Source organism: Priestia megaterium NBRC 15308 = ATCC 14581 (genome assembly GCF_000832985.1).
Classification (GTDB): Bacteria; Bacillota; Bacilli; order Bacillales; family Bacillaceae_H; genus Priestia; species Priestia megaterium.
This window is the reverse complement of record NZ_CP009921.1, coordinates 230,195-243,157: the sequence shown is the minus strand read 5'-3', so window position 1 is coordinate 243,157 and position 12,963 is coordinate 230,195. Positions and strand designations below refer to the sequence as shown.

Annotated in this window: 17 protein-coding genes; 9 read left to right on the top strand and 8 right to left on the bottom strand. The window is 32.8% G+C overall.

Annotated features, from left to right (window positions below; translation table 11 throughout):
* Positions 1-98: 98 nt before the first annotated feature.
* The 3 genes from BG04_RS28705 (at position 99) to BG04_RS28695 (ending at position 2,074) form a co-directional block, all read left to right on the top strand.
* Positions 99-635, top strand: coding sequence for a hypothetical protein (locus BG04_RS28705; protein WP_034655674.1), 537 nt, complete (start codon positions 99-101; stop codon positions 633-635).
* A gap of 27 nt (positions 636-662) precedes the next feature.
* The gene (locus BG04_RS28700; protein WP_034655671.1) at positions 663-1,136 is read left to right on the top strand and encodes a hypothetical protein; all 474 of its coding nucleotides are present in this window, start codon (positions 663-665) and stop codon (positions 1,134-1,136) included.
* A 335-nt stretch (positions 1,137-1,471) separates the two neighbouring features.
* Positions 1,472-2,074, top strand: a complete 603-nt coding sequence (locus tag BG04_RS28695; protein ID WP_034655668.1) for a hypothetical protein — start codon at positions 1,472-1,474, stop codon at positions 2,072-2,074.
* 212 nt (positions 2,075-2,286) lie between these two features.
* Here BG04_RS28695 and BG04_RS28690 read toward each other — a convergent pair whose 3' ends face one another.
* Both BG04_RS28690 and BG04_RS28685 read right to left on the bottom strand, forming a co-directional pair.
* A complete protein-coding gene (locus tag BG04_RS28690; protein WP_034655665.1) occupies positions 2,287-2,799 on the bottom strand; it encodes a D-glycero-alpha-D-manno-heptose-1,7-bisphosphate 7-phosphatase in 513 nt (170 codons plus the stop codon).
* Between the two features lie 281 nt (positions 2,800-3,080).
* Entirely contained in the window at positions 3,081-3,332 is a 252-nt protein-coding gene (locus tag BG04_RS28685) for a hypothetical protein (RefSeq protein ID WP_034655663.1), read from the bottom strand.
* A gap of 420 nt (positions 3,333-3,752) precedes the next feature.
* Here BG04_RS28685 and BG04_RS28680 point away from each other — a divergent pair, with 420 nt between their 5' ends.
* The 3 genes from BG04_RS28680 to BG04_RS28670 all read left to right on the top strand — a co-directional run bounded on the left by BG04_RS28680 (position 3,753) and on the right by BG04_RS28670 (position 6,419).
* On the top strand, positions 3,753-4,934 hold the full coding sequence (locus BG04_RS28680; RefSeq protein WP_034655660.1) for an Alp7A family actin-like protein: 1,182 nt from the start codon (positions 3,753-3,755) through the stop codon (positions 4,932-4,934).
* A gap of 17 nt (positions 4,935-4,951) precedes the next feature.
* Positions 4,952-5,326 carry a hypothetical protein gene (locus BG04_RS28675; RefSeq protein ID WP_034655658.1) on the top strand — a complete coding sequence of 125 codons (375 nt, stop codon included), beginning with the start codon at positions 4,952-4,954 and terminating at the stop codon, positions 5,324-5,326.
* A gap of 448 nt (positions 5,327-5,774) precedes the next feature.
* Complete coding sequence (locus tag BG04_RS28670; RefSeq protein WP_034655655.1) at positions 5,775-6,419, top strand: hypothetical protein; 645 nt, start codon at positions 5,775-5,777, stop codon at positions 6,417-6,419.
* A gap of 24 nt (positions 6,420-6,443) precedes the next feature.
* Here BG04_RS28670 and BG04_RS28665 read toward each other — a convergent pair whose 3' ends face one another.
* From BG04_RS28665 to BG04_RS28650, 4 genes are all read right to left on the bottom strand, one after another.
* Entirely contained in the window at positions 6,444-6,728 is a 285-nt protein-coding gene (locus BG04_RS28665; RefSeq protein ID WP_034655652.1) for an AbrB/MazE/SpoVT family DNA-binding domain-containing protein, read from the bottom strand.
* 104 nt (positions 6,729-6,832) lie between these two features.
* Positions 6,833-7,045, bottom strand: a complete 213-nt coding sequence (locus BG04_RS28660; RefSeq protein WP_034655649.1) for a hypothetical protein — start codon at positions 7,043-7,045, stop codon at positions 6,833-6,835.
* 381 nt (positions 7,046-7,426) lie between these two features.
* Positions 7,427-7,648, bottom strand: a complete 222-nt coding sequence (locus tag BG04_RS28655) for a DUF3006 domain-containing protein (RefSeq protein ID WP_034655647.1) — start codon at positions 7,646-7,648, stop codon at positions 7,427-7,429.
* Between the two features lie 2 nt (positions 7,649-7,650).
* On the bottom strand, positions 7,651-8,499 hold the full coding sequence (locus BG04_RS28650; RefSeq protein WP_034655645.1) for a ComEC/Rec2 family competence protein: 849 nt from the start codon (positions 8,497-8,499) through the stop codon (positions 7,651-7,653).
* 461 nt (positions 8,500-8,960) lie between these two features.
* On the opposite strand from BG04_RS28650, the gene BG04_RS28645 reads away from it, so the two are divergent.
* Positions 8,961-9,305, top strand: a complete 345-nt coding sequence (locus tag BG04_RS28645; RefSeq protein WP_034655644.1) for a hypothetical protein — start codon at positions 8,961-8,963, stop codon at positions 9,303-9,305.
* 197 nt (positions 9,306-9,502) lie between these two features.
* On the opposite strand, the gene BG04_RS28640 is transcribed toward BG04_RS28645, so the two are convergent.
* The gene (locus BG04_RS28640) at positions 9,503-10,381 is read right to left on the bottom strand and encodes an Rpn family recombination-promoting nuclease/putative transposase (RefSeq protein ID WP_034655641.1); all 879 of its coding nucleotides are present in this window, start codon (positions 10,379-10,381) and stop codon (positions 9,503-9,505) included.
* A 149-nt stretch (positions 10,382-10,530) separates the two neighbouring features.
* Positions 10,531-10,842, bottom strand: a complete 312-nt coding sequence (locus tag BG04_RS28635; protein WP_329955343.1) for a DUF421 domain-containing protein — start codon at positions 10,840-10,842, stop codon at positions 10,531-10,533.
* A gap of 376 nt (positions 10,843-11,218) precedes the next feature.
* Here BG04_RS28635 and BG04_RS28630 point away from each other — a divergent pair, with 376 nt between their 5' ends.
* Positions 11,219-11,428 carry an alpha/beta-type small acid-soluble spore protein gene (locus tag BG04_RS28630; protein WP_013084404.1) on the top strand — a complete coding sequence of 70 codons (210 nt, stop codon included), beginning with the start codon at positions 11,219-11,221 and terminating at the stop codon, positions 11,426-11,428.
* Between the two features lie 334 nt (positions 11,429-11,762).
* Complete coding sequence (locus BG04_RS28625) at positions 11,763-12,962, top strand: macrolide family glycosyltransferase (protein ID WP_034655638.1); 1,200 nt, start codon at positions 11,763-11,765, stop codon at positions 12,960-12,962.
* The last annotated feature ends 1 nt before the right edge of the window (position 12,963 follow it).

The following is a 12,963-nucleotide window of genomic DNA, read 5'->3' as shown; positions in this document are numbered from 1 at the left end:
CGGATACAGAAAAATGGACAAATCAAATGAATAACAATATGATATAATTTTCGGTATCCAAAAAATAGAAAAAACATATTCAGTTAAGGGGAAATTATATGAAACACTTATTAGATAGGTTTAAGAACACAGATTTACTGGAGATTTATACATACGAAGGTGACGTCAACAAATGCTTAGTAGCATATATTCTTCAAACCAATGAAGAGTATACACTGTTAGCAACAGTTGGGACTTCTGGTTTATATGACGGACACTACGTTATTTCTACAGAAAGCGTTGTTTCAGTAGCTACTGAAACTGAATACCTGAAAAAAATCAAAAATCTCTACGACCTTAAGAAACAAGTTCATCCAACATATACAGGAAACACTGAGGACCTAATTAGAGGCGGCTTAGAATTTGCTAAAGCACAGAATTATATTGTCTCACTTATGCTATTAGATAGTGAAGAGTACTCAACTACTGGATTTGTAAAAGAAATTATTGAGAATGAAACTGTAGTTATATCTGAAGTGGACTCATTTGGTTTTGTTGATGGGAAAAGGTTCATAGACATTGAAGCTATCGAACATTTGACTATCAATGGTGAAGAAGAACAAGATATAAAGCTTCTTTTTAGTAATAACGCCTAAGTAAACGGAGTTATAAGGAGGTATCTTATGGAACTACTAAATGGTGTAACAGGTTTTTATATAGACCTAAAGGATAAACCTCCTGCTACCAGTCTTAAGCAGTTTAAAATACATAGTTATGAAGCTGCAAGAACTTATAATGGAGAACTATTGGAATGTAACGATACAGACGTTCATTCCAATTTTCTTTTTAGCGTTTTAAGAATTAGTAATAAAGAGGTCTACGTATTGCTAAATAAGCATTATCCATTTGTTGCATTTGCCTCTTCTGTTCATGAAGAGAGAATCACCTTTGTTAATGACAAAGAACTAAGCTTCTTCTTTTCAGCTTTTTACACGATTCTAGGTGCAGAGTCACTGAATGAAAAGTTAATGTACACCCGTAAAAAGGGATCTGTACTAATAAATAATGACAACCAACTAAATAGTGCAGAATTAGCGCAAATAGCATATTGGAAACCAATTACTTTAGGGGAAGTTCTTTATAACTACTGGGATTAAGTTTCTACTAAGAAGAAAACAAAATGGAGATATAAAAATGGATTCAAGAAAAGCTATGTTGATGATATTATACTCAATGTCTTTGGTGCTTATATAGGCTATTTAAGTTATAAACTATTGAGAATGTTAAGTTTGAAAGCTGTACAATTAGTTTCTTTTAAAATTACCCATAAATAATATCAAAAAAAAAAGCAGTTGAAACCGATATGTTCAACTGCTTTTTTGTTCCTGTAATTTTGATTATGTAAACTGATTTTGTATATGGGTTACAGTTATTAATCTCGATAAAGGTATAATTAAGGAGTAACACTTTTCTTATGAGGAGGAATGGCTTAATGATTGATAATAGATTATCTAAGATTAAGAATCATGAAGTGGATGATTCTTTGAGTGAACTTACTGACACAGACATTTTGTTGAATTTCCAACAAGCAATTACGAGCTTATACCCTCATCTAATTCCTATACATGCTCATGCTTATGATGCTTGGGACGATATTATCATTCCATTGTTTTATGAAATGGTTTATAAGACGTTTACTTATAAATACGGTATTGAGATTGAGCCAAATGAAACACACTCTTATATGTTTAGCTTAAGACGTTATGAAGGTATCCATCATATTGAATGCTTTCCAAAAATGACACCTTTTAAAGGCATACTGAATAACGATTATTTTGAGGTCAACGATGAAGAACTAAAAGGAAAAAGGCTTGTTTTCAAGTCTTTTGGAGATAGTGTTCACTATTTAACAACTGGTTTGGATACTGAGAATACTGATGCTGTTAACTTTGAATTAGTTGAGGTAGACGTTATATGTTCTCAATCAAACAGGATCACAGATATTGAGGGATGTACTACATTTTTTATACATAAAGACGATGTAGAATTTATGTTTATTGCTGAGACTTTTAATCAACATTTACATAGGGAGTAGGAATATGATGAATCCAAAAGAAAAGCAAAGTTCAAAATTTAGCTCTATGTTTAAGTCCTACGAACAATTTTTGAAAAAGATTTTAAATATGTTCTTCACTAGATGATAATTCATACAAAAAAAGCTTTTAAGAAACATAACACTTAAAAGCTTTTTTTGATACCTAGAATTCACATTATGTTAATTAAGGTTGTTAGATTTACCTTTTAAATCTAAATATAAGTTGGCAAATCTTTGATAGTATTCAATTGATATATATTTTCTTGCTTATAATTAGAGCCTATTCCTATTCCAAAACCTTTAATTCCCATGTTTATCGCTAGTTCTATATCAACTATTGAGTCACCAATCATAAAACATTCTTCCAATCTAATTTCAGGATATTTATAAATTGCTTTCATAATCATTCCAGTTTCAGGTTTTATACAAGTACAACCTTCGTCTTTACCATGTGGGCAATAAAAAACATCAAGCAATTCAACCCCTTGGACTTTTAACTCATTTATCATTTGATTATTTATGTCGTGATACTGGTCAATTGTAATGTATCCTTCGTTAATAATGTATTGGTTTGTAATGAGTATAATTTTATAACCTTTTTTTATGACTTCTTTTAACGTGTTAATTGAACCCTCTATAAATATAGGACGCTCTATTCTAGTCCATTCATGATCTAGATAATCTTCAATTATAGTTCCGTCTCTGTCAAAGAATGCAATTTTCAATGTTCACACCTCTCATTATTCTATTTTACAAAAAAATACATTTATACTTTGTAATTTTACTTTCGAAGTTTCGCTATGTCGAGAAAAGATACAATAACTTTTAGTAATCTAATTAATTCTAAATATGATTACCGATAATAGGTTTTATGTTAACTAAAATTGATCCTAGAAAGACAACTTTATTAAAAATGAGGATAGTTTGGTTGTTCTTAGATGCTAGAAGCTAAAATGTCCAATCTATAATATTAACTATATAGATTTTTCTTCATTAACAAAAATAGTTACCATGCATTAGTAAAACCACCTATAGCTATGGCAATCACTATTAGACCTATGGCCATGTAAAGAAAGGACCCCCTTCCTTTCCACTCTAAATGGGTAGTGTAACTATTAAAAACGAGCGATGACCCTAACAAAACAAGGCCAAATGACTTTAAATAAAGTGAATGTTGAAAGTAAGAAACGATAGCTAGAATGGCTCCCACTACAGCCAAAAGCACATAAAATACTTTCAATACTTTAAGATATGTCATGCATTTCCCCCTTTTGCATCAACCGTATCCTATCCTCTGTTACCCAGCATATGTTTGTCCAATATGAATTTAGGTCTAATTTCTAAAAATAATCAAATAAACATTTGAATATTTTAGAAATTAGCGCCACCTCTAGTTGTAAGTGTGGCTATTAATATTTAATTTCACTATCTATAAGGTACATTACGCAAAATTACTTGTAATAAATTGTCCTTAATAAAAAAGCGTAATTTATGATTAAAAGAGAATCCCTAATCACCTATTCTTCTAATGCCAAAATAAGTTCAACTAGATAAAAATAATTGTTGATATATGTAAGTTTTTGAAGGTGAATAAGTTGAACTAAAGGGTTGAAATTCTGCCCTTCTTCTTGTATAATAAGTTCAACAGAAGTTTAACTTAAAAATGAGGTGTATAGAGATGAAAATTTCACGTTTTAATAAAGACTGTGGAAACTCCGTGGATATGAACATTATGGATGGGTACCTATTTGACTTCCCAACCAACGTTGTAGAACTTCAAAAAGAAGCTGCTGATTCATTCTTTACAGATGCTGTGACGGCACCAGAAGAATTTAAGAAGCGTATCTTACTATCTACAACAATCGGTGACGAAGAGAAAGAACGTTATTTCTTAGTCGGTGACATCGCCGCAAGCCAACAACTTGCGAACAATCACATTAATCGTTTACATAATAAAATTACAAGCCATATTCCTTACGTGACATTTTTGGCTGCCATTGCATACTATCATGCATTGCATGCGAAAGATCAAAAGGATAATAGCATTGAGATTGGTTATTTCTCTACGATGTTACCAATCTGGTTACTAAAAAAAGAAAGCACATTTGGTGAAGCACAAAAAGCAATGGCAACTCGTTTCTTAGGGGACCATGCTTTCCATATTCATACACCAGGGTTTGAAAAAGAAATAAAAGTTTCTGTGGAAGAAAGTGCATGCTTAAAAGAAGGAGAAATTGCACGCTTTGCGTTAAAGAAAGACCTAACGCTTCAAGACCGTGAAGATGCTAATGAATATGTGGAATGCGAAACCGTAATGGTTGATATCGGTGGAGGATCAATTGATGTCGTTATTTTACCAGAGGGATTAAAAGCTGCGAACAGCCGTGAATCATTCCAAAGCATCGAGGGTATTCCCTATTTAGCTCATATCGATAAGTTACGAAAAGAGAAATTCCCAGAGCTGTTTACCGATTTACGTGCTTTTGATCAGTTTATTTTAGATAATTACAGCAAACAAAAATTCGAGTTGAAAAATGAAAACACAGGTGAATCCATCGACTTAACAGCTCAAATTAGATCTTCTTTAAAAGACTATGTAGAGATTTTACTAGCGAAGTTAAACGATGTAGCCCCACCGCCAGCAAATAAAATTCGTAAATATGTATATAGTGGTGGTGTTGCTCCGACACTAGAAGTAGCCATTATGAATATCATGAATGAAAAAATCGGTGAAGAACGTACAGAGAAATATCATAAGGTGCCAGAAGATAGTCGTCACTTAAATTTATTTGGCCTAGAAATTCGAAGCCTTGGATATCTTCAAAAGAAACAAGCCGAGAAGAAAGCCGTTAAATCCTAACAACGTAGGTGATAACCATGTCAGAGCGTCAGAACGCCTTTACGATAAAAACCAACCAGTTAAGTGATGAAGTCTATGACGTACTTGCAAAATATGCAAAGTCTCGAAAATTGGGGGACTATATTTCATCTTTAATTGTTCGTGAACTCCATCATACATCTACCGATCAAGTAGAACAGGAGAATAGAACAGAAGAACTGCTCGAACATATCAATTCTGAGCTGCGGGAGTTAAAGAAATTAGCTCAAGCTAATGGTTTTGCCAATGCATCAGACGATATTAAAGAGAAGTCTTCAGAAAACCACGCTATCAAAGAAGGAAAAATTGCAGATTTAGAACAAGTGTCTGGATCTTTAGATGATGATGATCTTGAAGAATTTAGTGATTTTTAAAAGCCTAAGCCACTAGTACATCTAGTGGCTTTAGTTGTTAAAGTAAAACATATCTTTTTGAAGCTTTATTATGAATTCCTTTTACCTTCATTACGTAATTTAGTAAATGTTATTCCATAAGTATAGTAGAAAAATATAAGCCTTCTCTCTTTTTATTAGGTGGAAGGCTTTATTTTATATATTCTTTTTTAGGTTGAACTAGCATTTTTCTTTTTCTTTACAGGCAATCCGTACTTATTAGAGTTTTCCTTTATTTTTTTAGCGATTTCTTGCGCCTCTTCTTTCGTCATTTTCATACAAAAGACTCCTCTCATGTTCTACTATTATAAGTTTTTTCCAATATCTAAAAAAATTATACATGCTCTTCCCTCCCCTGCCATATATATGTTTTAGGTATGTACAGAAAGTCATTGTCCTAGAGATAAATTTAGATTTTAGGAGTGATTGTGTGAGAGTAGAAGAGAAGAAGAGGAGAATTCGAAGTGACAAAAAACGAGATGTAAAGCCATCACTTCCAATTGATCTTAAAGAATGTATTTATCGATTATCCTATATTACAAATACCCCTGTAAAAAATGTAGTTGAATCAATTTGTATCTCAGGTCTTGCTTCTTCAAAAGTTATGGACTACTTATCAAATTATTTCAGAAGAGGATTTAGCTGTGGAAGTACAGTGTATATGGGGGATATGTCCAAAGAGCCAATTAGACAGTTATATAAAAACATAGAAAAAGAACGTGTTTCTACTCGCTTAAAAGATGGACACGGAGAAACATATGATGTTCTAAAACGTTTAGCCTATGCTTTAGATTGTTCTCCTGCATTAGCAGCATCTTTCTTAATTGAAGCGAGCATTAGGAATTCTGATTTTGTAGATGAGTACATGACTCGACATTTAGAAGAAGAGTTGGATCAGGGACGGCTAAAGGAATTAAAAGAGGTATTAAAATTCATCAATAAAAACAATCCGTATAAGGAAGAGTACAGTTTACACAATTTAATTTCTTATATTATGGATGAATTAAAAGTTGGGGCCACTAACCTAGGTTCTTCTGTACAAAATTGGTTAGAAAGTATGCAACATAAAAAATAATTCCACCTAAAAAAGCCTTAGAATCTAAGATTCAAAGGCTTTTTTCTTATCTTTTATTTCTTTATATAATATTTCTGCACCTGATGGACTTAGAACTAGGTTATTTGCATATTTACGATTTTCGGTTGTTATCTCACCTGTAATTACACATTTGTTGCATTCTTTGTATTTCTTTATTTCTATATGATCCTCTTCCAATAAAATCTCAACTGAATCGTCTTTACCTATATCCAGTACCTTTCTGAGTTCAATGGGAATTACTATACGTCCTACTGCATCTATCTTTCGCAATGTACTTAGTCCTCTCATGCTGACTCTCCTTTTATATACTCATAAGCATAACTTTCATATTATACTATAAATGTATAAATTAACCTATAGGGAGTTTATAAATCAGCTCTCAAGATATAAGTTCAAAATTTCTTCTTAATTTGCTCTTGTACGTAAGTACACGTACGTGCATGTTCACGTGAAAAGAAATGATCTTGTTTATGATAAACTTTCACTCCACAAGAGGGGCAAGCAAAGAAACCCACTTTAGGACCTTGAGTCACTTCGTGCGCATAAAACTCACCAGCTGTTTCAAACATCACTACATGGTTCGCTTTCTCAATCTTAGCTCTCATACAAGCATCTCCCACCTTATTTTAAGTTTAATTCCATAATAAGGTTTAATATGTTGAATTGTAAAAGAAAATGTATAAGTATATACCTATATCTGCAGAAAAAAAGCAACATTGTCATGCCATTTGCATATGAGATTGTTGCTTTCAATGCTATTTCTATACACACTTTTAAGTTTTATCCCTTAAGCTATTCATCATCTGCACGTTTATCTTTTAAGATAAACATGCGGATCTTTTCAATGTGTTCAGGATAACATTGACGAACTAATTCATTCTTTTGCCTAAACGGATTAGTGGTAACAAAAAAAGCCGAAAAGGTAAATTTCAGCTTTTTGAATCATTTAATATCTATATCCCTGCGTCTATAATTAGTAAGCAAATTTAATCTTCCCAGACTTCATTCATTAAATCTTCAATTTCTTTTGCTAGTTTTTTTGTTTCGCGTCTATCAATCTCAACTTTGTCTCCTGTAATATAAACGACATCCCCAATTTGTATTTCACGAGGGAAGATACCCTTAGGGTAATCCTTTGTTTTTCCTTCAATTTCAACAACAGCAAATCCCTCTTCAAACCGATCAATAATACCTTTTATCTTTTTCATAATTACCTCGATTTTTTAACAGAGTAAGATGTTCCATCACCAGTGATAATAATCGTACCACTTTGGTCTGTGCGCAGAATACTTGCTTTCGAATTTTTTAACAAGTTCACTACTTGAGAAGTAGGATGTCCATAGCTATTTTTACCAACGCTGATGACAGCATACTTAGGTTTTACAACATCTAAGAAATTCTTACTTGTAGAGGTTTTAGCGCCATGATGACCTACTTTAAGTATATCTGCACGTAGTGTTTTCTTGGCCTTGATCATGTCTGCTTCTGCTTTTGTTTCAGCATCACCTGTAAATAAAAATGTATTTTTCTTATAAGTCATGTGTACAACAGCACTCCAGTCATTTAAATCACTATTAGTATATGTTTTGGTAGGCCCTACAATTTGAGCGTTTACATCTTTAACAGGTAGCTTTACGCCTGCTTGTGCTGTTTGGATCTTTAGCTTTTTCTTTTTAACTGCATTTAAAAAGTCTTTGTAAGCTTGAGTGTTATTACTTACCTTTGGTGCATAAACATTTTCTACTTTGAACGCGTTAATAACTTCATCTAATCCCCCAATGTGATCAGCATCTGGATGAGTAGAAATTAAGACCTCTATATCATCGACCTTTTGCTTCTTTAAATAGCTTACGACTAGATTTCCTTTTCCTTTGTTTCCTCCGTCAATGACAATGTCTTCGCCATTAGGAGCTTTAATATAAATACTATCTCCCTGACCGACATCAATATAATGTACTTTCATGGTCTTAGGTGTTGCTGCGTATGATGATGCAGGAGCTGCGGAAATCCCTATTCCTATAGCTAGCGAAGTAACAATCTTCATAACACGACTTTTCATTGTTTTATCCCCTTTTATAAATGGATTTTCATACGTATTGTTCATTTATAGCAAAATTAATTCTACTACATGAAATCATCCGTTAATATGAAAAAATTGAATATTTTTACTTATAAAGATGAGAAAAGTCATGTTATATGTGAAGTTAAGTAACAAAATGGAGGTAAATAGTAACGAAATGTGCTATTTTAAGAATTAAGCGCAATTGACATTTTAGGAAGGGATGATCTTATGTTTAAATTACCATATATAGTTAACCGTAACTCTAATTAATTTGAAAATGAGGTGTTTTCAGCTATTATGTTATAGCCAAACACACAAAAACGTTGGATGCAAAATATAAGCAAAAAAGGCTTTATTATAAAAAATGTTTTTATGCTACATATCATGGAAAACTTGACTTGACTCTGTAGTAACTGTAATTTGACTACTTTTAAAATCTTATAAAGGGTGGCATGTGAATGAAGAAAGAGCTCTTATTTGAATCGTATGCCTTGTTATTCGAGATTGAATTGGCATTAGTAGGTATAATTGAAAAAGAAATGACCAGACATTTTGGGCATTTATGGAGACAAATTTTTTTCGTCGAGGGTGGAACTCTCCTCTGTGATAACCTTCCACTATTCTTTAGGCTAAGTCCCCTTCAAGATATCTTCACAGATCATGAGTTACATGAATTATGTATATTAACAGATATAAAAAACATTCTAAATCAACAATCAACTATTTCTCAAAATGATTTTCACCACGTTGAACGTCTTTCTCAGCAACTAACCACAAAGAAAAACCTCCTATTGTTTATCTAATTTTATTTAGAATTAAATTTAAAGAGCCTTAGATTATAATAAAATTAAACGAAATTGATAATAAAAATGAGAAAAGACATAATATAAATAATTTGTAACCCCTTTCAATAAATGGTAGACTGAAAATTTATTGAGTGCACAATTTATTTGATAGAATAAAATCATTAGAAGGTGACCTAATTTTAGGTCACCGTTTTTTATTGATGACGAAGCTTTTCAATTTCTTCTTGAGTAAATCCTGTTAACTCAGCAATTACAGCGTCATCAAGTCCTTTTTCAATCATACCTAAGGCCACTTTTTTTAGCGTTTCTTCTTTTCCCTTTTTTTCTCCAAGCGTTTCTGCTCTTTTTAAAGCTGACTTTTCATCTAACAACGCTTTTCTACGGGCCTCATAAGCTAATAATACTTCTGGATCTTGACTCACACGTTCCCATTCATCTATGGCTTTCTTTAACACTTGATCTTCTTGCATCGCAATCTCCTCCAATACTTGAGTGATTTCTTCATCTTCAGATGCTTCAAGTAATAATAACCATCGCACAAGTTGATCTTCTCGTGGGTCCACTTCTCTATTACGCCATTTGATTAATAACTTAGGTAGCTCCATGAAGTGAATTTCCAGCATATCTGTTAAGAGCAATTTTTGTTCACGCTCATACAGCTGAAAAGTTGAGTGATAATCATGGATATGGGACAAATAACGGAAGTTAACGATATTAATTGTAATTGTTTTACAAAGCTCTCCGTAGTCCATACCTTCTTTCATTTGGCTGCTATACATTTTGGACCAGTAATAGAGTGTTCGCTTTTCCATGTCATGTTTATTATTAAGCTGAATTTCAATATTGACGCGGCTTCCATCTTCTAATTGCGCGTGTACATCTAAAATTGAGCGTTTATCTTCTTGGTTTTCTTTATTAAAATGTGGATCCAATAACTGAACCGTTTGAATTTTTTTCTCGTTTGGAAAGCGAAGTGCTGCATTTAAAAAAGCAGCTAGAATGGATTCATTGCCATGGGTGCCAAATAACGATTTAAACGCAAAGTCGACACGTAAGTCTAATCGTTTTGTCATAATGCCCTCCATTATCTTTATGTTTATTATTAGTATATCACGTCTAGATTTCCTCTTCCTATACCACACCGTATAACTAAACACAGTTACATTAAAAATCATTTTGAGGGATGGGCAAAAACTGATATAAAACGTTATTTAATTCATCATCAATTAGTAAAGATAGCTTGAATAAAATTCAGGTGAAATAGTGAAATGATTGGTTCACGATCTATTAGTTGTTTCGTCTTTTTAGATTTAATCGTCATAATTCCAATAATAATCGTTAAAATACTCCAAGCAAGCAGAGCAATAAGACCATTTCCTATACTAAGAGTTTGATCTGTAACCAAAGCTCCACTCAGAGTACCAATTGTAATAGCTGAGAAAAAGTTAAAAAAATTCATCTGGCTAATCTCTTTTCTACCCATTATCCTTGTTAAGATTAAAAGTACTAAGAATGACAGAACTACTCTGACTATAACCTCTAAGCATATTCATAAGTGATCCTCTTTTCTTAATTATTAATGTACAATAACTAGCAAAAATCAAATTTCTAATACTTGCTAAAGTCCTCATCCAAACAAGATACGAGTATGCCCTTTTTTTCACTTTTCACAATGAAGTTTTAACATGAGAAAAAGGATGACCACTCAAGGTGTCATCCTTTTTCTTGTACATGGCAATCGTTTTAGTCTTCAACACAAGGAAATGAAACGTCTGATTTCACTTTTTACAGTGTCATTAGTTTCTAACATTTAGTATGTGAAATGAATACCAAATTATACGTCCATTATTTACCATGTATACACTTCTCTTATCATAGGAAACTTAAAAGAAACAAGGAGGTGACACAACATGGCAAACAACAAAAGCAGTAACAACAACGAATTATTAGTATACGGTGCTGAACAAGCAATCGATCAAATGAAATATGAAATCGCTAGCGAATTTGGTGTAAACCTTGGTGCTGACACAACTGCACGTGCAAACGGATCAGTAGGTGGCGAAATCACAAAACGTCTTGTACAAATGGCTGAGCAACAACTTGGCGGCGGACGTTTCTAATAAAACTTTATAATGATGGCTGGAGGAAGAATGGATATCCATTCTTCCTTTTTCCGTTTGTAAGAATCTTCTCCTTCTAATACTTTACGACATCTATAGCCAGGGTGGAGTTGTTTATATACATAACTCTTAATAAAGGATATGTTTTACCTTAACGTAAGAAACTTATGTAGTGATGCTTACACCTTAATTAAGAGCAATGAAGAAACGGAAAGTTTAATTCTTATTTATTTTATCCATTTAATAAATGTCATTCTGCCTTTAAACTAAGGGAAAGCTACGCATATAGTAAAATCTGAAGGTAGTAAATATCTTTGAACAAGGAGGGAATTAGATGGGAAAAGTTTTGTTCTTTAATTTCCCTGGAGAAGGTCATATTAATCCTACAATTCCATTGGTAGAAGAATTGATAAAGCAAGGTGAGGAGGTTGTATATTATTGTGTAGAAGAATATAAAACTAAAATAGAGAAAACGGGCGCATTGTTTCGACCTTACGAAAATTTTCTAACGCCTAGCCATATCACAAAAAGAGTAAATGAAAAAATAGACCCTCTTGAAATGCTGTTGTATATGGGGAAAGCCATGGATGCAACCGTAGAGAAGGTTTTAAAAGAAGTAAGAGATGAGAAATACGATTACGTAATTTATGACAATAACTTTGCTGCAGGGTGGATTATTGCTGACGTTTTAAATCTACCCAAAATTTCTTCTTGTACAACATTTGCGATTAATCGAGAAATCTTCTCCACTCTTATGCAAAATAGAGGAGAAATGGATAAAACCTCTTCAAAGTATCAAGAGATTGAAGAGATTAAAACAAAATGGAAAGATAAGTATGGCGTGATTCTTACTAATAAAAAAAATCTTATGACATGCCCTGGCGATATCACCCTTGTATACACCTCAAAGTTCTATCAACCTAATGCTGAAGAATTTGATGAATCTTTTATTTTTGTTGGGCCATCTATTGCAAAACGTCACGATATAGAGCACATTCCATTTAAAGTACAGCATGATACTAAACTTATCTTTATCTCCATGGGAACCGTATTTAATCAGCAACCTGAATTATATACAACATGTTTTGAAGCATTTAGGAAAAGCCCCCATACCGTTATACTAGCAGTAGGAAAACAGACGGATATTCATCAGTTTGATGATATTCCCTCCAATTTTAGAGTGCATCAATATGTACCTCAATTAGAAATATTAGAGCAAGCAGATGTTTTTATCACGCACGGTGGAATGAATAGTTCTAGTGAAGCACTTTACTTTGGAGTTCCTCTTGTGGTCATTCCTGTTATGGGGGATCAACCAATAGTTGCTAATCAAATTGAAAAGTTAGGAGCTGGTTTACAACTTAATCGTTTGAACCTAGATGCTCCTACATTACGAAACACAACAGAACAAGTGCTATCAAACGCTTCATTTAAGGATAAGAGTTCTTTAGTTGGAAAGTCTTTAAGAGAAGCAGGAGGATATAAAAAAGCAGTAGAAGTTATTCTAAAATTTAAAGAAACCACTCGTATATAAC

Coding starts and splice junctions, on each gene's coding strand:
- BG04_RS28705 (WP_034655674.1), top strand. CDS start 99: ATGAAACACTTATTAGATAGGTTTAAGAACACAGATTTACTGGAGATT.
- BG04_RS28700 (WP_034655671.1), top strand. CDS start 663: ATGGAACTACTAAATGGTGTAACAGGTTTTTATATAGACCTAAAGGAT.
- BG04_RS28695 (WP_034655668.1), top strand. CDS start 1,472: ATGATTGATAATAGATTATCTAAGATTAAGAATCATGAAGTGGATGAT.
- BG04_RS28685 (WP_034655663.1), bottom strand. CDS start 3,332: ATGACATATCTTAAAGTATTGAAAGTATTTTATGTGCTTTTGGCTGTA.
- BG04_RS28680 (WP_034655660.1), top strand. CDS start 3,753: ATGAAAATTTCACGTTTTAATAAAGACTGTGGAAACTCCGTGGATATG.
- BG04_RS28675 (WP_034655658.1), top strand. CDS start 4,952: ATGTCAGAGCGTCAGAACGCCTTTACGATAAAAACCAACCAGTTAAGT.
- BG04_RS28665 (WP_034655652.1), bottom strand. CDS start 6,728: ATGAGAGGACTAAGTACATTGCGAAAGATAGATGCAGTAGGACGTATA.
- BG04_RS28660 (WP_034655649.1), bottom strand. CDS start 7,045: ATGAGAGCTAAGATTGAGAAAGCGAACCATGTAGTGATGTTTGAAACA.
- BG04_RS28655 (WP_034655647.1), bottom strand. CDS start 7,648: ATGAAAAAGATAAAAGGTATTATTGATCGGTTTGAAGAGGGATTTGCT.
- BG04_RS28650 (WP_034655645.1), bottom strand. CDS start 8,499: ATGAAAAGTCGTGTTATGAAGATTGTTACTTCGCTAGCTATAGGAATA.
- BG04_RS28645 (WP_034655644.1), top strand. CDS start 8,961: ATGAAGAAAGAGCTCTTATTTGAATCGTATGCCTTGTTATTCGAGATT.
- BG04_RS28640 (WP_034655641.1), bottom strand. CDS start 10,381: ATGACAAAACGATTAGACTTACGTGTCGACTTTGCGTTTAAATCGTTA.
- BG04_RS28630 (WP_013084404.1), top strand. CDS start 11,219: ATGGCAAACAACAAAAGCAGTAACAACAACGAATTATTAGTATACGGT.
- BG04_RS28625 (WP_034655638.1), top strand. CDS start 11,763: ATGGGAAAAGTTTTGTTCTTTAATTTCCCTGGAGAAGGTCATATTAAT.